This window comes from Parageobacillus sp. NEAU-HV-2, from assembly GCF_059115485.1.
In genome coordinates this window covers 193,043-213,356 of the sequence record NZ_JBXUJJ010000002.1, presented here as the reverse complement: position 1 = coordinate 213,356, position 20,314 = coordinate 193,043, and the positions used below count along the sequence as shown (strand labels likewise).

19 protein-coding genes, 1 tRNA gene, 1 pseudogene and 1 riboswitch are annotated in these 20,314 nt (G+C 44.8%); of the genes and pseudogenes, 1 reads left to right on the top strand and 20 read right to left on the bottom strand.

The window, feature by feature from the left end; all coding sequences use genetic code 11:
• Window positions 1–109: 109 nt before the first annotated feature.
• From AC1WMD_RS04565 to AC1WMD_RS04515, 11 genes and pseudogenes are all read right to left on the bottom strand, one after another.
• Window positions 110–183: transfer RNA gene (locus AC1WMD_RS04565), tRNA-Arg, on the bottom strand.
• 185 nt (window positions 184–368) lie between these two features.
• Window positions 369–878: a metallophosphoesterase family protein gene (locus AC1WMD_RS04560; protein ID WP_043906630.1), complete on the bottom strand. Its 510-nt coding sequence runs from the start codon at window positions 876–878 to the stop codon at window positions 369–371.
• Between the two features lie 7 nt (window positions 879–885).
• Window positions 886–1,491, bottom strand: coding sequence for an XTP/dITP diphosphatase (locus AC1WMD_RS04555; protein WP_494256107.1), 606 nt, complete (start codon window positions 1,489–1,491; stop codon window positions 886–888).
• Complete coding sequence (gene rph / locus AC1WMD_RS04550) at window positions 1,488–2,258, bottom strand: ribonuclease PH (RefSeq protein ID WP_043905675.1); 771 nt, start codon at window positions 2,256–2,258, stop codon at window positions 1,488–1,490. Before rph ends, AC1WMD_RS04555 begins: the two co-directional genes overlap by 4 nt.
• Window positions 2,259–2,396: 138 nt before the next feature.
• Window positions 2,397–3,473 (bottom strand): GerMN domain-containing protein, encoded by a 1,077-nt coding sequence (locus AC1WMD_RS04545; protein ID WP_043905676.1) that lies wholly within the window; start codon window positions 3,471–3,473, stop codon window positions 2,397–2,399.
• Between the two features lie 99 nt (window positions 3,474–3,572).
• Complete coding sequence (racE, locus tag AC1WMD_RS04540) at window positions 3,573–4,367, bottom strand: glutamate racemase (RefSeq protein WP_043905677.1); 795 nt, start codon at window positions 4,365–4,367, stop codon at window positions 3,573–3,575.
• A 10-nt stretch (window positions 4,368–4,377) separates the two neighbouring features.
• Window positions 4,378–4,820 (bottom strand): annotated as a pseudogene (locus AC1WMD_RS04535) (MarR family winged helix-turn-helix transcriptional regulator).
• A 258-nt stretch (window positions 4,821–5,078) separates the two neighbouring features.
• Window positions 5,079–5,303, bottom strand: a complete 225-nt coding sequence (locus AC1WMD_RS04530) for a helix-turn-helix domain-containing protein (protein ID WP_043905679.1) — start codon at window positions 5,301–5,303, stop codon at window positions 5,079–5,081.
• A 257-nt stretch (window positions 5,304–5,560) separates the two neighbouring features.
• On the bottom strand, window positions 5,561–6,322 hold the full coding sequence (gene sdhB / locus AC1WMD_RS04525; protein ID WP_043905680.1) for a succinate dehydrogenase iron-sulfur subunit: 762 nt from the start codon (window positions 6,320–6,322) through the stop codon (window positions 5,561–5,563).
• A gap of 3 nt (window positions 6,323–6,325) precedes the next feature.
• On the bottom strand, window positions 6,326–8,083 hold the full coding sequence (gene sdhA / locus AC1WMD_RS04520; RefSeq protein ID WP_043905681.1) for a succinate dehydrogenase flavoprotein subunit: 1,758 nt from the start codon (window positions 8,081–8,083) through the stop codon (window positions 6,326–6,328).
• Window positions 8,084–8,118: 35 nt separating this feature from the next.
• Window positions 8,119–8,727 (bottom strand): succinate dehydrogenase cytochrome b558 subunit, encoded by a 609-nt coding sequence (locus AC1WMD_RS04515; RefSeq protein WP_043905682.1) that lies wholly within the window; start codon window positions 8,725–8,727, stop codon window positions 8,119–8,121.
• A gap of 252 nt (window positions 8,728–8,979) precedes the next feature.
• Here AC1WMD_RS04515 and AC1WMD_RS04510 point away from each other — a divergent pair, with 252 nt between their 5' ends.
• Complete coding sequence (locus AC1WMD_RS04510; RefSeq protein WP_043905683.1) at window positions 8,980–9,432, top strand: YslB family protein; 453 nt, start codon at window positions 8,980–8,982, stop codon at window positions 9,430–9,432.
• A gap of 36 nt (window positions 9,433–9,468) precedes the next feature.
• On the opposite strand, the gene AC1WMD_RS04505 is transcribed toward AC1WMD_RS04510, so the two are convergent.
• The 9 genes from AC1WMD_RS04505 to AC1WMD_RS04465 all read right to left on the bottom strand — a co-directional run bounded on the left by AC1WMD_RS04505 (window position 9,469) and on the right by AC1WMD_RS04465 (window position 20,247).
• Window positions 9,469–10,692: an aspartate kinase gene (locus AC1WMD_RS04505; RefSeq protein ID WP_494256103.1), complete on the bottom strand. Its 1,224-nt coding sequence runs from the start codon at window positions 10,690–10,692 to the stop codon at window positions 9,469–9,471.
• Between the two features lie 100 nt (window positions 10,693–10,792).
• A riboswitch (Lysine riboswitch) is annotated at window positions 10,793–10,973 on the bottom strand.
• A gap of 69 nt (window positions 10,974–11,042) precedes the next feature.
• Entirely contained in the window at window positions 11,043–12,815 is a 1,773-nt protein-coding gene (gene uvrC, locus AC1WMD_RS04500) for an excinuclease ABC subunit UvrC (RefSeq protein WP_494256293.1), read from the bottom strand.
• Window positions 12,816–12,833: 18 nt separating this feature from the next.
• Window positions 12,834–14,273 carry a nucleoporin-interacting protein gene (locus AC1WMD_RS04495; RefSeq protein WP_043905686.1) on the bottom strand — a complete coding sequence of 480 codons (1,440 nt, stop codon included), beginning with the start codon at window positions 14,271–14,273 and terminating at the stop codon, window positions 12,834–12,836.
• Window positions 14,274–14,338: 65 nt separating this feature from the next.
• Window positions 14,339–15,268, bottom strand: coding sequence for an FTR1 family iron permease (locus AC1WMD_RS04490; protein ID WP_494256101.1), 930 nt, complete (start codon window positions 15,266–15,268; stop codon window positions 14,339–14,341).
• Between the two features lie 28 nt (window positions 15,269–15,296).
• A complete protein-coding gene (locus AC1WMD_RS04485) occupies window positions 15,297–16,055 on the bottom strand; it encodes a hypothetical protein (RefSeq protein WP_043905688.1) in 759 nt (252 codons plus the stop codon).
• Between the two features lie 102 nt (window positions 16,056–16,157).
• Window positions 16,158–16,919: a glycosyltransferase family 2 protein gene (locus AC1WMD_RS04480; protein WP_494256098.1), complete on the bottom strand. Its 762-nt coding sequence runs from the start codon at window positions 16,917–16,919 to the stop codon at window positions 16,158–16,160.
• Window positions 16,879–18,375: an alkaline phosphatase family protein gene (locus AC1WMD_RS04475; protein ID WP_494256095.1), complete on the bottom strand. Its 1,497-nt coding sequence runs from the start codon at window positions 18,373–18,375 to the stop codon at window positions 16,879–16,881. The genes AC1WMD_RS04480 and AC1WMD_RS04475 overlap by 41 nt, the downstream gene beginning before the upstream one ends.
• Window positions 18,372–19,316 carry a lysylphosphatidylglycerol synthase transmembrane domain-containing protein gene (locus tag AC1WMD_RS04470; protein WP_494256093.1) on the bottom strand — a complete coding sequence of 315 codons (945 nt, stop codon included), beginning with the start codon at window positions 19,314–19,316 and terminating at the stop codon, window positions 18,372–18,374. The genes AC1WMD_RS04475 and AC1WMD_RS04470 overlap by 4 nt, the downstream gene beginning before the upstream one ends.
• Window positions 19,306–20,247 (bottom strand): NAD-dependent epimerase/dehydratase family protein, encoded by a 942-nt coding sequence (locus AC1WMD_RS04465; RefSeq protein WP_494256091.1) that lies wholly within the window; start codon window positions 20,245–20,247, stop codon window positions 19,306–19,308. Before AC1WMD_RS04465 ends, AC1WMD_RS04470 begins: the two co-directional genes overlap by 11 nt.
• Between the last annotated feature and the right edge of the window lie 67 nt (window positions 20,248–20,314).

Here is a 20,314-nt window from a genome sequence, read left to right as displayed (position 1 = left end):
CGCTTACATATTGATAGAATCAATGGTTTTCCACCGCTAAAAAATTTTTTTGCCCACATAAAAGTGAAAACCTCCTTTTCGGTTTACCGAAAAGGAGGTTTTCGTTCAGCGTCCCAGGAGAGATTCGAACTCCCGACCGACGGCTTAGAAGGCCGCTGCTCTATCCAGCTGAGCTACTGGGACATGATGTATTACACTCTTAATTTTTTTGTTGACTGCCTCTTCCTCTACCAGCTGGTTCAAGGAAGCCGGATGCGTCGAGACAACTCAATAGTGACATGAAAATTTAATTATTTGTCAAAGACAGTGTATATTATAAAAAAGTTTTTTAGTGAAGTCAAGATGGAGAAAGCGGGGAAATGCCCCGCTCACATGGTGAATGTTTTTGCAAAAGACGGTATTTCCTTTCCATTAAGGTCGTAAAATTGCACGGTTGCTTTTCCGTTTTCTATTTGCAATAGCGCGTATGTCTTTTCTTTTCGCACTCTTGGCAATAAGATGCTGCCTGGATTGATAAACAAAATATCATCGATTTTTTCGGCTCCCGCGATATGGGAATGGCCGAAACATACGACGTTGGCCTTTGTCTCTTTGGCCCGATAGTACAAATTCAGCAACGACGTTTTGACGTTATAGAGATGGCCGTGAGTGATGAAAAAGCGGATGCCTTCCACCTCTTCGATCCGCTCGTTTGGAAATGCGGCGGTGAAATCGCAATTTCCGCGCACGATGAAGAAGCGTTCGATTTCTTTCTGATCAGGGGACAATTCCGAATCTCCGCAATGAATGAACGCGTTTACCTCATGCCGGTGGCGCTCCGCAATTTCCTCTAATTCTTTCGTTAATCCATGGCTATCGCTGACAATTAATGCTTTCATCATTCTCTTACTCCTTGCCGCTTATGATTTCATCCCACTGTTTATCTAATTTTTCCAGCGCTTTGGCCCGATGGCTAATTTGATTTTTCTCTTCTGGCGATAATTGTGCCATCGTTTTTCCTTTTTGCGGGATATAAAAAATCGGATCATAGCCAAACCCATTTTCTCCTTGCGGCTTTTCGGCAATGTATCCTTCGCACGTTCCCTCGACGACCGCGGTGCGCCGTCCTGGGGCGGCAACGGCAAGCGCGCAATGGAAACGGGCGGTTCGCTTTGCGAAAGGAACCCCTTCTAACTCTGATAACACTTTGGCGATGTTTTTTTGATCGTTCTTTTCTTCTCCGGCGTAGCGGGCGGAATACACTCCTGGCCTTCCGCCTAACGCATCAATCGACAGACCGGAATCGTCGGCAATGACCGCCGTGTTGAAATAGCGGGACATCGCTTCCGCTTTTAGTATCGCATTTTCGACAAATGTGCTCCCTGTTTCTTCTACATCAGGGCAATTAGAAAAATTAAGAAGCGATTTTACTTCAATCCCTCTTTTTTCAAGAAGCGCTTGAAACTCTCGCGCTTTTCCTGCGTTTTTTGTCGCGATAATGACTTGTTTCATGATGCACTTCCACCTTCTCCGTTTCGTTTCATGTCAATTTGCGCCGCAATCTCTCCTAACGTACTCCGCTGAATTTCAATCAGCTGCTGAATGCCGAGTTGCGCCGTATCTAACAGCTCATTTAATTGCTCGCGGGAAAACGTCGCTTCTTCTCCTGTCCCTTGAATTTCAACAAAACGTCCCGCCCCTGTCATCACCACGTTCATGTCAACCTCGGCACGTGCATCTTCGCTGTAGTTTAAATCGAGAATAATACCATGCTCCGGATCGATTCCGACAGATGTTGCCGCGAGGAAATCATGGACAGGAAGTTCGTCCAGTTTCTTTTCCTCGACTAATTTAGCAAACGCCAATACCATTGCTACGTATGCTCCTGTAATCGATGCGGTCCGCGTCCCCCCGTCTGCTTGAATGACGTCGCAGTCAATCCATACTGTTTTTTCGCCCAGCTTGTCCAATTGCACGACGGAACGAAGCGTTCTTCCGATCAGACGCTGGATTTCCATCGTGCGCCCTGACACTTTTCCTTTGCTGGACTCCCTAACATTCCGCTGCTCCGTCGCCCGCGGCAGCATTGCATATTCCGCCGTAATCCATCCTTTGCCGCCGCCGCGCATAAACGGCGGCACTTTATCATCGATGCTCGCCGTACAAATGACTTTCGTATCGCCAACAGTAATCAATACAGATCCTTCTGCATGTTTAATAAAATGTTTTTCCATATATACAGGGCGTAATTGCTTGTTGTCTCTGCCATCGATCCTCATGAGAAAGCCTCCTTTACCATAAAAAGAAAGAGGTAGAACACCGCCTACCTCTTTTTTATATCATAATATTGCCTCTAACTGCCAGCCGCTCCATTGCGTTTACCCCTTATTTTTCTGACACAATATAAAACTTTTTGCTTAGAAGCTGCCTGTGTTCACATTTGTTGGTCTTGTTACCGGTTTGGATAGCGGGTTGCCGTCTTCTCTTACTAGATTGGCTTTTCCATTTACTGTAATGGCAACACTTTCCACTCCTTTTTGCTCCGTTAGCGACAAAACAAGGCAGTTTAATACATCGTCAGCAATCACATTTTTCTTATTGCTGCCGTAAATCGCTTCGTTAAAATTCAATGTTACTTTTCCATCTTCGTATTTTGGTTTTTCCAATAGCTTCGTATCTGGCTGAAACCCGCTCGCAAGTCCGCTGCCGTAGCCCGGACCTTTAATTAACTCATTCACTACAGCAGTAATATTGTCTTTTTCTTTATTGGACACGCGCCGTGTTACTGGAACGTAGTACGTTTCATTTCCTTGCTGCGCGACAAAATAGACGGTAACTGGGTGAGTGTTTGTAATGTCATTGACGCCGCTAGCATCGATATTAATTCCATCCGCACGGCTGACCCCGCCTTGGATAGGAGTTTTGTTAACTGGCATCACATCCTGGTCATAGCCGTTAATACGAATTTTGACTCTTTTTACATTATCAAATTGTGTCAGCGTCCACGTAATGGCCTGTAAAATTTTTTTCTCGTCTTCTGGCTTATAATTTTTGAATTCTGGTGAGAAATCAGCAATAATGGTGCCGTCTTTCTCAAGCTTCACTCCTAATACACGCGTATCTGCTGGTAATACAGCGCGGAATCCATTTGGCAATATTTCAGAAACAGGGCCGTCTTCGACTAAATATTCCAACACTTGCTTCGCTACAGCGTCTGTTTTTGGCAATTCTACCGTTTGCGGTACGACAAAGCCATTTTTATCAATTAAGTAAAGTTCGCGTTTAACGGTTTCCGTTGCTTTTTCTTTCGTCTGTTTTCCCTCGTTATCTTTCGTTGCTTCTTGCAGCTTTTGGCCATCTTTTAAGTAACTGACATCTTGCGGCGGATCAATTTCTTTTATTCCCTCTTTCTTTTCAAATAATCCACAGCCACTAAGCAATAACAGCGATGTCACAACGGATGCGGCTAATTTCCATGTTCTCCGATTAAACATGAAAGTCCCCTCCTACTCATAGTTTGTACTACTATGTATACGAGCCTTTTTGAAAAATAGAATAAAAAAATCCTTTAGCTTTGACGCTAAAGGATTTTTTTATAATTCAATCGTTTGTACGCATTCGACTGGTTTTCCAAACCATTTCGATGCAATTTTTTGGAACAGCTCCTTCGGCCCGGTTGTGAAAAATAAATGTTTCTCCTCACGCTGCCCTGTATAAAGCAGATGGCTGTGGTGCAAAATCGCGCTCACTTCGCGTGCTGTTTCAACCCCGGAGCAAATCAGCTTGACGCGTTTTCCCATATATTCTTTGATCAACGGGCTTAACAAAGGATAATGGGTGCATCCTAAAATAAGGACATCAATATCGCTTGATCTAAACGGCTCAAGTGATTCAGCAACTATTTTTCTTGCTTCTTCTCCTTCGAAATTTCCACTCTCTACAAGCGGAACAAACTTTGGACATGCTAAACTTTCGACATGAACTCGATGGTTAATGGACTTTAGCGCCTTTTCATACGCACCGCTTTTTACCGTACCAACCGTACCGATCACACCGATATGTCCGTTTTTCGTCATTTTTAACGCCGCACGCGCCCCGGGATGGACTACGCCTAATACCGGAATATCAAGCTGTTCCCGAATTTCGTCTAATACGACTGCCGTTGCCGTATTACAAGCAATCACCAACATTTTAATATTATACTGCAATAAATAATTCGTCATTTCCCATGTGAATTGACGAATTTCTTCCTCCGGACGCGGTCCATATGGACAACGCGCCGTATCTCCAAGATAAATAATCCGTTCTTTTGGTAATTGTCGCATAATTTCTTTTGCAACCGTTAATCCGCCGACTCCTGAATCAATAACACCGATTGGTCTTTCCAAGTGATCGCCCTCATTCTTTCTTTATTTCTTGATGCAATTTACGTAAGCATTTTTCCAAAAAACAATTTCTTCGTCAGAAAAATTTTGCAACACTTGCGCCAAGTCATGTTGACGCTTTGCAATCACTTCCTCAATAATGCGCTCTCCTTTTTCAAGGAGATGAATGCGTACAACCCGTCGATCATGCTTATCTTTTACTCTAGCAACAAGCCCGTTTCGTTCCATTCTGTCTACTAAATCCGTTATTGTGCTGCATGCCAAATACATTTTGTGTGATAATTCGCCAATTGTCAAGTCTCCTTCTTCCAACAGCCACTGCAACGCGACAAATTGCGGCGGCGTGATTGGATATTGCGTTAAAATTTCACGGCCGCGCTGCTTTAAATTCGCAGCAATGTACCGAAGCAGCTTTTCCAATTCAGCGACGGCCTTTTCATCCATCGAAAACGGCATACAATCTCTCCTACAAAACTACATTTATTATTTTTAACGGTTTTTTTAAAAAATGCAAGAATGATGTCAGACAACCAAATTCCTTTACGTTGTTCGACATAATTCGATATATTTCATTTTACACCACTTTTCCCCATAATCAATAAAAAAATTCATCTATTTCCATTTGCCAATATAACGAAGAAAGAACCGTTTTGCGATTGTGGTCAAAAAAGATAACAAACCGGCCACCTTAAAAATAAGGTAAGCCGGCATTGTTTATAGTTCAAGCTCCCCCATTCGAAGCAATTCAATAACAGCTTGCGAGCGCCCCTTTACTCCAAGCTTTTGCATTGCATTCGAAATGTGGTTGCGAACCGTTTTTTCGCTAATAAACAATTCTTGCGCAATTTCCTTTGTCGTCTTATCTTGTACTAATAATTCAAATACCTCTTTCTCTCTTTTTGTCAGCAACGACTTTGGTTGAAACGATTTGTCCTTCAAGTGTTGTAACCCTCCTTGCTTCACTAGACCTGAACTACCGGATGGGTATTTACTCACCATATAGTATGTGAAAACGAGGGTTGCGGTGACGGAATTTCGTTTATCTAATAGAAAAATAGGTGTTTTTTCTATACAAGTGCCATCACCTGGGACTGTTGAAGCATTTGTCACATCCCATCACCCCATGATTTGCTTCATCGCCTGTGTCTTCTAAATAAAAATCCCCTTCATGAAAACCATGAAGGGGATTTTTATAATTATACTTCATCACTTCCAAAGAAATCACGGAACATTTGAATCGTTGTTTCACGGTTTAGCGCGGCAATGGACGTCGTGAGCGGAATACCTTTTGGACAGGATTGCACACAGTTTTGCGAGTTGCCGCAGTTCGCCAAACCGCCGTCTCCCATGATTGCTCTCAGCCGCTCTGCTTTATGCATCGCGCCTGTCGGATGGGCATTAAAGAGACGAACTTGTGACAGCGGAGCTGGGCCGATAAAGTTGGATTTGCTGTTGACGTTTGGACATGCTTCTAAACATACGCCGCATGTCATACATTTCGACAGTTCGTATGCCCATTGCCGTTTTCGTTCTGGCATGCGCGGACCAGGGCCTAAGTCGTACGTTCCATCAATCGGAATCCATGCTTTTACTTTTTTCAGCGAATCAAACATGCGGCTGCGGTCGACTTGTAAGTCGCGCACAACTGGGAACGTGCGCATTGGCTCCAAACGGATTGGCTGCTCTAACTGATCAATTAACGCCGTACACGCTTGCCGCGGTTTGCCGTTAATGACCATCGAACAAGCGCCGCATACTTCCTCAAGACAGTTCATTTCCCATACAACTGGAGTTGTTTTTTGCCCTTTGGCGTTCACCGGATTGCGGCGAATTTCCATCAGCGCAGAAATGACGTTCATATTTGGACGGTACGGGATTTCAAATTCTTCTTCGTATGGCGCAGAATCAGGACGATCTTGACGTGTTACAATAAATCGAACCGTTTTTTTCTCGCTCATGGTCTATTTCACTTCCTCTTTCTTTTTCGAGTAGTCGCGTTTACGTGGCTTAATTAACGATACATCGACATCTTCGTAATGGAACGCTGGGCCATCCGGAGTGTAGCGAGCCATCGTTGTTTTGAGCCATTCCTCGTCATTGCGCTCCGGAAACTCTGGTTTATAGTGCGCACCGCGGCTTTCATTACGGTTGTATGCGCCTAATGTAATAACGCGAGCGAGTTGAAGCATGTTGTACAACTGGCGGATAAATGTCGCTCCTTGGTTGCTCCATTTGGATGTATCGGTTACGCTGATATTTTTATAGCGCTCGAGCAGTTCTTGAATTTTTTCGTCTGTCTTCAACAGCTTATCATTGTAGCGGACGATCGTCACGTTTGCTGTCATCCATTCGCCAAGTTCTTTATGAAGCACATATGCGTTTTCTGTTCCATCCATGGACAAGATGTTGTTCCAACGCTCTTCTTCCTGTTTTACGTAACGGTCGTATAACGACGATGGCATTGCATCGGATGATTTTTCTAAGCCACGAATATACCGAACCGCGTTTGGACCAGCGACCATACCACCGAAAATCGCTGATAATAAGGAGTTAGCCCCAAGACGGTTCGCACCGTGAATCGAATAATCGCACTCACCAGCGGCGAACAATCCTTTAATGTTTGTCATTTGATCATAATCGACCCATAAGCCGCCCATCGAATAGTGTACAGCCGGGAATACTTTCATCGGCACTTTGCGAGGATCTTCGCCCATAAATTTCTCATAAATTTCGATAATACCGCCTAGTTTGACATCGAGCTCTTTCGGATCTTTATGGGAAAGATCAAGATATACCATGTTTTCGCCGTTGATGCCAAGCTTCAAGTCGACGCAGACATGGAAAATTTCCCGGGCAGCAATATCACGAGGGACAAGGTTTCCGTAAGCCGGATATTTTTCTTCAAGGAAGTACCACGGCTTTCCGTCTTTATACGTCCAGACTCTTCCGCCCTCACCACGGGCAGATTCACTCATTAAACGTAATTTATCGTCTCCCGGAATCGCCGTCGGGTGAATTTGGATAAACTCTCCGTTTGCATAATATGCACCTTGTTGATAGACGATCGATGCGGCCGAACCGGTATTGATGATGGAGTTCGTCGATTTGCCGAAAATGACTCCCGGCCCGCCTGTCGCCATAATGACTGCGTCCGCAGGAAACGCTTTAATTTCCATTGACTTTAAGTCTTGTGCGACAATGCCGCGGCAAATTTGTTCGTCGTCTAAGACAACACCCAAAAATTCCCATCCTTCATATTTCGTTACAAGCCCAGCTACTTCATGGCGACGCACTTGTTCATCAAGCGCATACAAAATTTGCTGGCCTGTCGTTGCTCCTGCGTAGGCAGTACGGTGGTGCTGTGTTCCACCAAAGCGACGGAAATCGAGCAACCCTTCAGGAGTACGGTTGAACATGACTCCCATGCGGTCAAGCATATAAATGATGCTCGGCGCTGCCTCACACATCGCTTTTACTGGAGGCTGGTTCGCCAAAAAGTCGCCGCCGTATACGGTATCGTCAAAATGTTCCCAAGGAGAATCGCCTTCTCCTTTTGTATTTACCGCGCCGTTAATCCCGCCTTGCGCACAGACAGAGTGAGACCGCTTTACAGGCACAAGCGAGAACAATTCTACAGGTACCCCTGCTTCTGCGATTTTAATTGTTGCCATTAGACCAGCTAGACCGCCGCCAACTACTATGATTTTTCCTTTTTTCATTGCTACTCACTCCCTAAAAGATTGCTAGTTGTCGATCAGGCAAATGCTAAAATGGCACGAATGCCGACAATGGAAAGTGCGACAAAAATAATCATCGTTAAATAAGTGAAAACTTGTTGTGAACGAGGAGACACCGTTAACCCCCAGCTTACGCAGAAAGACCATAAACCGTTGGCAAAGTGGAAAACCGTTGACAAAATTCCGACAATATAAAAGCCAAGCATAACCGGATTGTCTACGATATTGGCCATCATTTCGTAGTTTACTTCCGCTCCAAACGCAGCTTGAACGCGCGTTTCATACACATGCCATGTCACAAAAATTAATGTGATAATTCCGGTGATCCGCTGTAACATAAACATCCAGTTACGGAAATATCCGTAATTTCCGACATTAAATTTCGCTGTAAAAGCGATATAAAGGCCGTAAATGGCATGGAACAGCAGTGGAAGGAAAATAACGAATATTTCTAGCAAATAGCGGAACGGTAAATTGTCCATAAAAGAAGCCGCCCGGTTAAACGCCTCTGGTCCTCTCGTCGCAAAATGGTTTACGACTAAATGTTGTACTAAAAAGACTCCTACTGGAATGACTCCTAACAGCGAATGGAGCCGACGGTAATAAAATTCGCGATTTCCTGCCATATGTAAACCCCCTTTAATGAATAAACAGTGAAAAATCATGTGCTCCCCATCCACAATGAGTGGAATGTAACGGCTTCCATTTCCATGAATCATTGTGTCACATTCATTGTACTCCCACATTGTACAAGCGTCAAGAAAACAAAGTCACAAAATGTTCAAACATTTACATGTGAAAACGGCAGCGAAAAAAAGATAATGCACGTTCCCCTCCATTTCGCTATAATGAGGAATGGATAGAAAGAGGGGAATCATGTGAAACTGCCAACACTAGAAGAACAATATAAAACATTAGAAAACATTGCTATTTCTGCATTCGGTACGGAACTCATTCGGCAAATTCTCCTTCCGGAATTGTTGGGAAAAGAAACCGCCAGCATTTTATACTGGGCCGGAAAAAGTTTAGCGCGCCGCTTCCCGCTCGAAACGGTGTCCGATATCATTACTTTTTTTGAAAAAGCTGGCTGGGGGACACTGTCCATTGTTGAAGAACGCAAAGACGAACTTCATGTGGAGCTGTCCGGCGCTATTATTGATGCGCGGCTTGCCCTTCATGAACATTGTACCTTCCAGCTCGAAGCAGGATTTCTCGCCCAACAAATCGAGCAACAAAAGCGCCTCGTCACCGAAGCATTTGAACAACAGAAAAAGCGGCCAAATAAAGTACTCATTATCATTAAATGGGACCGCAAACAAGAGATAGAATAATGGTAAGAAGCCTGCGAGCGCAGGCTTCTGTCATTTTTACGAGCGCACCGCTGCCGCTTCTTCGGCAAGCCCGAATGCTTCGTGAAGCTCCTCGACGGCCGAAACCATATATTTTTCGTCAATGACCGTGGAAATTTTAATTTCTGATGTACTAACCATTTTGATTTCAATTCCTTGATCCGCCAATACTTCAAACACGCGCGCCGCCACCCCCGGGTTTGAAATCATGCCAGAGCCAACGATCGATACTTTCGCCAAGCCGCTTTCATAGTGAACGTCGGCGCCTTCCAGCGCTTGCAGCACTTGAAGCGTTTCCGGCAAATCTTCCGTGCGAATCGAAAAAGAAACAGACGCTGTTTCGGAATTCGTCGCATTTTGAATAATAATATCTACATTGATGCCACGATTGGCAAGCGCCGTAAAAATGGTCGGCAATGCATGTAAACTATTTTCGATTCCATCCACTGTCACTCTCGTTACTTGATCTTCAAATGCAATTCCCCGTACGATTAAATGCTGCTCCATCGAAACTTCCTCCTTTACCATCGTTCCTCTTTCGTTTTCCATGCTCGAACGCACTTCCAGCGGCACTTCATAGTTTTTCGCAAATTCAACGGCGCGCGGATGCAATACTCCTGCCCCTAAATTGGCTAACTCAAGCATTTCATCATAGGAAATCTCTTTTATTTTTCTTGCTGTTTTTACATAACGCGGGTCGGTCGTAAACACGCCGGTTACGTCCGTATAAATATCGCACTTCTCTGCTTTTAACGCCGCAGCCAGCGCCACCGCCGTCGTATCAGAACCGCCGCGGCCGAGCGTGGTGATCTCCCCTGTTTCCGTCACTCCTTGAAACCCAGCAACGATCACAATCGCCCCTTCGTCAAGGTAGCGGCGGATTCTCGTTGTATCTATGTTCATAATGCGGGCATTGCCGTGCATTTCTTCCGTCGTAATTCCCGCTTGCCATCCTGTCAACGAAACAGCTTTATATCCTTTTTCATGAAGCGACATTGCAAGAAGCGCAATGCTCACTTGTTCCCCCGTCGAAAGAAGCATATCCATTTCCCGCTTGCTAGGATGATTGGAGATTTGTTTCGCTAAGTTGACAAGCTCATCGGTCGTTTTTCCCATTGCCGAAACAACAACGACAACGTCATTTCCCTTTTGGGCTTCCTCAATCACCCGATTCGCCACATGTTGAATTCTTTCGATGGAACCAACAGACGTTCCGCCAAATTTTTGTACGATAATTCCCATTTCGTCTCACCCTTTTGCCTAATTTATAAAATAAAAAAACAGCAATGAGAGAAATCTCATTGCTGTGCATCACGAAACGAAAAAACGAATTCGCCCCGCACAGTGAGATAGCTCTCCAAGATGAATCACATCTTGACAGTCCTACATTTCTTAAACGCAGGACCAGCGGAAAAAGCAATGAGACTTTTTCCACTTCGGCGACGCTCCCCTTTCCACATCCGTCTTCGGAACTCATTTTCCTCCGAATGTGTACTCTTGAAGTTCGCACCTCTATCTTCACTTCGGCGTTTGGAAGTGTATAAATATGAAATTTAGGGCAATGATATCAAATTTTTATGCTATTGACAATACTACTCCCGCAATTTCTTATAAATTTTTTCGGCAACAGGGCGCGGAATGTTCGCTTTTTGCAATTCTTCGACCGTTGCTTCTTTCATGTTTTTAATGGACCCGAAATGCTTTAATAACGCTTTTTTTCGTTTTTCCCCAACGCCAGGAATGTCATCTAACACAGAATGAAACATCGTTTTTCCACGCGTTTGCCGGTGAAATGTAACCGCAAACCGATGCACCTCGTCTTGGATGCGCTGCAATAAATAAAACTCTTGACTGTTTCGCTCTAATGGAACGACTTGCGGCGGATCTCCCATGATTAACTCGGATGTGCGATGCTTGTCGTCTTTTGCAAGCCCAGCGAGCGGAATATCAAGTCCTAATTCGTTTTCAAGCACATCCCTTACCGCAGCTAAATGCCCTTTTCCACCGTCAATAATAATCAAATCGGGAAGAGGGAGACCTTCTTTTAGCACGCGAGTATAACGTCTTCTTACCACCTCGCGCATCGATTCATAGTCATCCGGTCCTTCTACCGTTTTGACTTTATATTTTCGATACTCTTTTTTCTCCGGCTTTCCATCGATAAAGACAACCATCGCCGAAACAGGATCAGCTCCATGAATATTGGAATTGTCAAACGCCTCAATGCGATGCGGCGTCGGAATCCCTAATATTTTTCCTAAGTTTTCTACCGCTTTGATCGTTCGTTCTTCGTCCCGCTCAATTAAATAAAATTTTTCTTTCAAAGCAATTGCCGCATTTTTGCTGGCCAAATCAACCAGTTCTTTTTTCTTACCTCTTTTCGGCTGAACGACCGTTACTTCTAGAAGCTGTTCAGCAAGCTCGCCGTCAATGTCAGCAGGCAAAATGACTTCTTTCGGTTTAAAGTGGTTCGCTTTTGAATAAAACTGTCCTAAAAACGTCAGCAATTCCTCATCTGGGTCTTGATACATCGGAAACATCGATGCATCACGCTCAATCAGTTTTCCCTGACGAATGAAAAATACTTGTACGCACATCCAACCTTTGTCATAGGCATAACCGAACACATCACGATCAACAAAATCGTTCATGGTCATCTTCTGCTTTTCCATCGTTGCCTCAATATGGGCGATTTGATCACGGTATTCTTTCGCCCGTTCAAATTCGAGCGCTTCAGCCGCTTTTATCATCTTTTTCGCAAGCTCTTCTTTTACTTCTTTATACCCACCGTTTAAAAAGCGAACGATTTGTTCAACGATTTCTTTATTTTGCTGTTCGGACACCGGATACACGCACGGCGCAAGACATTGTCCCATATGGTAATATAAACAAACGCGGTTCGGCATGGTCGAGCATTTACGCAGCGGATAAATGCGGTCTAACAGTTTCTTCGTTTCGTTTGCCGCCTGTACATGCGGATACGGTCCGAAATATTTTCCGCCGTCTTTTTTCACTTTTCGCGTAATGATTAAGCGAGGATGCTTCTCCGCGGTAATCTTAATAAACGGATAACTATTGTCGCCCTTAAGCATCACATTATATTTCGGATCGTACTTTTTAATTAAGTTCATTTCCAAAATGAGCGCTTCAATGTTCGAAGAAGTGACAATATATTCGAAATCGGCAATTTCGTTGACAAGCCGCAGCGTTTTTCCGTCGTGCGTGCCGGTAAAATACGAGCGCACGCGGTTTTTCAGCACTTTTGCCTTTCCGACGTATATCACTGTGCCGTTTTTATCCTTCATCAAATAACATCCCGGCTGCTCCGGAAGCACGGCTAATTTTTCTTTTAAGTGATCATGCATCATAATCACTCCATCAAATTAATTCATCCATTCATACAGCGTAATGTTTCCGTATACTGGATCTGCCAGCGTGCTGGAACGATATGTTTTCACTCTCCGCAAATGGCCGGCAAGGGAAACTCCTTGCGCCCGAAATCCTTTCACAACATGGTCAGTCATATAAATTTTAGCATGTTGATAGTTCTCTTTGTCTTGTAAAAAAAATGAAAAGTGCAAAACATCCTTATGGGGAAAGTCCACATCTAGGTATTGTAGCACACGCGTTTCTTCCCATGTGTACAGAACGAATTTCTCTTTACTGTTTTGTAAATCATACGCTAACTGATAGGTTGCCGGCAACTGTAATGCTTGCTCGCGCATATGCCATGTCCCCGTTACGAATTGCACGGCTAACACCACCATCGCTAGGCTCCATCGGTACATAGACATATGATTGCGGACAAAGCAAATCCAGCCGTACAACAAAACAAGATGAACAAGCGGGAGAATGTGCCGCGGTTTCTCAATATTTTGCGCAAATAACGCCCAAAGAAAATAAACAAATCCAGAAACAAGAAACCAGCGCGGAAACGGAGACTTTCTTGATCGCCATATCACTGTCCATACAACCATATACAAAAAAAGCAGGATCACGTTTTGACTTGCTATCCCTGTCCATAAAATATTATAAAAGAAAAAATAAATCACTCGCTCCCATAACGGCTGCCCGCCGCTTGCCGCTGTTCCTCCCCATTTCTCGAAATGGCCGCTCGTAAATGAGAGAGCCAGTTTGAAAAAGGATTGAAAACTTCCTTCCGCCACCGCGACCGCTGTGATCCAAATAAATTGGAAAAAGACAGCCGCTGTCAAAAAGCAAATGATTCGGCGGACGTTGCGATGTTTTTTCCAATCTTCGTACCATAAAAACAAAACCGCCACCGCAAATGGAGCATACGACAAACGGATTCCCATTAACAGGCTGAACAAGGCAAGCGGAAGCAGCTGTATCCACCATGCATCGCGCTTTCTTGCCAATTCGATGGACCAAAAATACCACCACAGCACCGCCAGTGCCGCGCCGTCCGACATCGGCTGGCCGGCAATCACCATGATATAGCTTGCCGATTGGAGGAGCGCGCTAATGAACAATGACATGGAAGTCGGGAAATGCTTTTTTAACAGAAGAACGATCGGAATCGTTGCCGAAAACAATGCAATGGCATTAAAGACAGATAGCGCTTTTGCCGGATTGCCAACAAACACATGAATAAACATGCCGCCTAACACTAAATACGGATAGCCCGGAAAATGCGGCTGCATGGCCAATAAATCATAACGGTCTAACGCCAAGGCAAAATCGACTTGATCCCATGTCGCCGCATAAGGACTCGCATAGTATATTTCCAGCAAGAACAAACTTGCTAACATAATGAAACTAAAATATGACAAAAATCGTTTATTTCCTAGAAAATGTTTCATTATCTTTCTCACCTTAACCATTTATAAAATAAGAAAAAGCACAAGACAATCATGTCTTGCACTTTTTACATCACCTTTTTCGTTTTTGGTTCAAGCGCTTGAACGATGGTTTTTGTTTGCTCGACATTTTTCTTATTTGTATTACGGTTTGTAACTAATAAATAAATCACGACAAAATATCCAATATAGGCGATGACTTCTTCCAGCGATGGCATGGACGAATAGCCAAAGAGTGCTTTTAAAAACACGCCCACCTCTCCGGAAAAGACAGGCGCGACGCCGTGATCACGAAGATAATGTTCATAATCAATCGGGTGTTCCGGAAGCAACCATGTTAAATCATATACATGCGGCATCACGCTGCCGATGATATTTAAATCTTGGAGCATGGAAATGCCTTGCACAAGCAGCCCCGCCGCAATCAATACGATGAACGCTCCGGTAACTTTAAAGAACGTCTTTAGCGGGACGCGCATCGTTCCTTTGAAGAAAAGGTAGCTGACGATCGCCGCAATCGCAATTCCTGTCGCCGCTCCCCATCCGTGCATCGCCGCACCGATGTTTCCGTGGGTAATCGCGGCAAAGAAAAAGACCGTTTCGACACCTTCACGGAGCACGACTAAAAACGAATGGATGACCATTCCAACGACATTGCCGGTCGTAATAAATTGGTCCATTTTTCCTTCGACGCTTTTTTTCATATTACGGCTATGTTCGGCCATCCAAAAGACCATTTGTGTCAGCAAAATCGCCGAAACAAACATAATGCCGATCTTTAAATACGTTTCGCTTCCCATCGCGGCAAATCCAGTGAACACGACTTGGAAAAGAATCGCGACACCAAAGCTCGCTAAAACCGCCAAGCCAGCACCAAGCCAGACGTACTTCGTATATTCTTGGTGGTCAACGCGCTTTAAATAAGACGTAATAATCCCGACAATCAGCAGCGCTTCGAGCGCTTCGCGAAACGTAATTAACAGCGCTTGAACTTCCATCGCATATTTCCCCCTTTGTTTCCACACGTTATGCCCGCTTGCGGCGCCATGAATACACGACAACCCCGGCAATCACAACAATAAGAATCGCAATCGGAATCCAGTTTTTTAACTTGGATAAGTCCGTCCATTCTTTTTTCTCTACTTCTTGCGGCTTTTCCGTTGCACTTTCCGAAAAATGCCCTACCTTCAAACTTTTCAACCCAAATTGCTTTTGCAATGACGTTAAAATCGTTTCCTTGCTTTTCTTAAATTGCTCCATATCCGCTTTCTTCTCGCCGACACCAAACAACCCAGGGTTTCCTAGCGATTGCAGCGCTTTATTGAATTCGTCTCTTAGCCGTTTATCAAGAGCTGCATCTTTGCCTTGCACAATCGGGGAAAGCGCTTCGTATGTAGCAAATGCCTTTGCCAATAGCCGTTTGCTCGTATCATACTGTTCAAAATTTTTCTCGATATTTTCCAATCGTCTTGCGATATTTAAAACAAGGATTTTTTCCATATTTTTCAAAACAACTTCTTTATCCTTTTTGTCGAGCGCCGATAGCACTGCTTGCGAAGGCTCCGTTCCCATATGCATATCAATTTCCTCTTTGACCGTTTCGAAAATTTTGCGCGCCTCCGCAAAGTTTGGCGGCTGCTCATTTAACTTTTCCGCCATTTGTTTATAAACTTCCGCTACTTTTTCTTCATTCGGGTCGCCATAGGAGTACGCAAAAGCAGAAGTCGGAATACTATTGAGAATCAATATCAGTGCTAGAGAAAAAAACAAACAAAATCGCCTCATTATTCATTCTCCTCCTACATTATCAATGATAATGATTATCATCTTCTATGTCAATATATTAATGAAAAAAATTCCCTTTCCTGTTCATGAAAAGGAAAGGGGCTACGAACATTGTTTTTCCGCTATGCTTGGAAGGCGATGGGCGTCTTCATCAATCACTACTTTTTTCACCGGCCGCTGCATTTCTTTCCAAATTGCTGGGAGAACGGCCGTGACATAGGCGCGAAATTTAATAAATGACTGCCCCGTTGTCCGCACCTGATAGCGAATCGGTACTTCTTTTATGCGAAACCCTTTGCGGACTAAATTTAACGTAAGCACTTGTGCGTAGTTATAATCATGGATGATTTCCGCATGTTCCATCGCTTGCCGCGAAAAAGCCCGCATTCCGGATTGCCCGTCATAAATCCATGTGCGAAGAAGAAGCGATTGCAGAAACGTAAAGAAATAATTGCCAAGACGGCGATGCCATTTCATCCCGCGAATCGTGCCAAGAAAGCGCGAACCCATCGTATAGTCCGCTTCTCCCGCAAAAATCGGAGCAAGCAAATCCGGGATTTGTTCTGCCGGATATTCATTGTCCGCATCAATCATAACGCCGATATCCGCACCGAGGCGGAGACATTCCCGCAATCCTTGGCGTACAGCGGCACCAAGTCCACGGTTTTCTGGCATTTGATAAATGTAATCAGCGCCTGCTTCTTTTGCGACTGCTACTGTTTTATCGGTCGAACCGTCATCAATGACTAACACTTTCACATCCACACAAGGATGAAAATGGCGAGGGATCTTGCGAATGACTTCGCCAATCGATTGTTCTTCGTTATACGCTGGTAAAAAGACGATCACTTTCTGTTCCTTCATGTTTCTCCCTCTTTCGAATCGCTTCGATTAACACGGGACCGCGACTATGACTCGGATACGGGGCTCCCAGCAAATAAGCAATCGTCGGCGCCACGGACACCAAACTTTTCTTTTCATCGATTCGCTTTCCTCGCTCAATCGCCGGCCCATATAAGAAGAATGGCACAAACCGCTCTCCTTCATCCAAATGCCCGTGTCCGCCGATGCCGTCTGCTTGTCCATGATCGGCGCAAATGATTAACGTTGTGTTTTTTAATTTTCCTTTCTGTTCGAGCCACTCGACGTACTCCTTGATAAGCGCGTCCGCTTCTTCTATTTTTTGAAGATATTCCTCGTATAATACACCGCGGCTGTGTCCCGTTTGGTCCGTGGCAATTAATTGAACAATGAGCAAATCAGGATCTTGCTCCTCCATAATGCGTTTGGCGCGTTCGATGATGTTGCGGTCAGCTACGTCATTATGCATGACCGCTGTCACCGTTTCGACATCATCTCCAAACGAATCGACGAGATGAGCAATGCCAAGCAGCCGCCCCGTTTTTCCAACTTTTCTTAGTGAATCAAAAATGCTTTCTACCTTGATGCCAAGCTTCCATACCATATTAGAGCGGATGCCGTGTTCAAACGGATATGTGCCGGTGAACATCGAAGTAAAACAAACGACCGTCCGTGCCGGATAAACCGTCTCCATTTGCGTAAATTCCGTTCCTTGCTGGCGCAGCCGTTTTAAAAATGGCGCATTGGCTTGCTCAAACCGATCTTTCCGCATGCCGTCGATGACGATCACAATGACTTTCTCATTGATTGGCTCTTTTGGAACGCAGGCATTATTGGTATATGTCGGAATGATTTTTGGCTTCCAATCAAATAACTGGCTGTGCAAAATGAAAGAAAACAAAAAGACACCCGCATAATAGAGCGCAAAGCCGGCAAAAGAAAGATCGCCTGCTTCCCCCTCCAGTTGCACATATACATATTGCCAAATCGACAAAAGCAACAAAAATTTCGGCAGCTGTTCTTGCGCGTTTCCGCTTGTCGAATCGCTATTTTTCAGCACTAACTTCCAAAAACGGGTAAAATTCCACCATGACGTACCAATGCGCAAATGATAGTAAAGCGTTCCCCAAAAAAAGACAGTAAAGAAAAAATATAGCCCCAGCGCTAGGCCTAGCAGCTTAAGGTCGGCAAACTGCCAAACGATTAAAAACACAACGTATGGAATCCATAAATAATTTCGCAAAAATAACGGATAGTCGTACATATAATAGATGACAAAAAGCGGAAGCGCCGCGAGAAAACCTAAGAACCAGTGCTTCATATGCTCGATGGTGCCGAAATTGGCAAGATGGTAGATCGTCATCGTCCCGATAACGAAAATCGGCGTAAACGGTTTTCCCTCATTCAGCAAATTCCAACATCGCGCCGCCACTTTTTCAAATGTTGAAGCTTCTTTCATTGTTTCTCCCTTCCTTTTTTCCAAGCCGCCCAGACGAACGAAATATCTCTTGGAGACATAAGCAGGATGGCCATACCTACTAAATAAGAAAAAACAAATTTGAACGCATGGGTCATCATCGCCGCCATATACGCGCTGTTCCAGTCCGGTGCAATTCTCGTAATCGCAAATGCCATTACCGCTTCATACGTCCCCAGCCCGCCTGGAGCGATTTGAAACACTTGGCCAGAAACAGTAATGCTGTTGACCCACACAGATTCTAAAAATGTTAACGACATCCCAAGCATGTTGGTCATCTCATAAATGACAACCGCCTCACACAGCCAGCTGAGCGCAATCATTCCCACCATATAAACGCCGCGTTTTCCTCTTAATGCGCTTTTTATCATGTGATGGTGTTTACGAATCCATTCTGCATCCGATTTGCGTGACAACAAAACAGCAATTGCAGCTGCGCCGATTATTCCGACAACACCAATAACCGTTGCGTTTGTTGCAGGAAAGCGATGGACGTATGCATACATTCCCCATGCGGACAAAAGACATAAAACAAGCATGTCCAAAAGTCGCATCACCGCCACCGAGTGAACCGCTTCATCGACGGAAACGTCCTTTTGTTTTGCTAAAACAGCCACACGGGCAATATCGCCTACTTTGAACGGAACGATATGATTAATAAGTAAACTGAAAAAGATGCCTTTGGCGTATACAATCAAAGAAATTGGTTTTCCCACGTATGACTTCCATGCCAGCGCCCTTAGCCAAAAGGAAGCGCCGTATATGATCAACATCCATGCCAGCGTGTTCGGTCTTTGAAGAAGCAGGTGGAGCTGCCTAAGAAGCGCTTCTCCATCGAAATAGCGGTATGTCAGCCATAGAAAAACAAGGACAAGCCCGGCTCCGACCAGCCTCACCGCTATTGCTGCGTGCTTACGTTTCATACGTCCTTGCCCACGCGATCGTCCGCGCAAGCCCGTCCTCGAACGTTACACTTGGTTTGTATCCGAACGCCCGCTGTGCTTTCGTAATGTCCGCCCATGTCGCTTTCACATCTCCCTTTCGCTCCGGAGCGTATCTCACCTTCATCGTTGGAAAATGCGTTTTAAGTTCTTGCAGCAAGCGCTCCATCGTGATTGGGCGTCCCGATCCTAAATTAAACACATCATTTCCGCCGCGACGGTCGAGCGCCGCTATCATTCCGCTGACGACATCGTCCACAAACGTATAGTCTCTTGCTGTGTTCGTTCCGTACACGACAATCTCTTCGCCATGTAATAGATGGCGGATAAACTTGCTGATTGCCATATCCGGTCGGCCCCACGGGCCGTATACGGTAAAATAGCGAAAAATCGTCACCTGATAGCCGAATAGGTGGGCATACGCATAGCAAAACGACTCCGCTCCGTATTTTGCGGCGGCATATGGCGAAACGACTTCTCCCGTTGCCATCTCTTCTTTCAGCGGTACGTTACCTTGGTTGCCGTAGACGGACGAGGAAGAGGCGAATAACAAATGCCCGACTCCGGCTTCCCCCGCCGCCTTTAGCACGTTAATCGTCGCTTTGATGTCATAATCGACATAATCGAGCGGCTTAAGAAGCGAATTGGGAACACCGGGCAGCGCCGCTAAATGATATACACAGTCCGGCTGATAGCAACGAAACAGTTCTTCCGTTTTTTCTCCATCCAATAAATCAATGCGATAAACAGGAAGATTTCCTCCCGTTAACGCACGAAATTGCCGATTTTTTCGTTCCACCGGGTAATAAGGATGAAAATTATCAATGACCGCCACGTCGTGCCCATGCGTAAGCAATTTGGCAGCAAGATGGCTTCCAATAAACCCGGCTCCCCCTGTAACGAGAATTTTCAATGGATTCACCTCAAAATCAATGATTTCTACTAGCATATTATCATAAGAAAATCAACAAGCGGCAGCG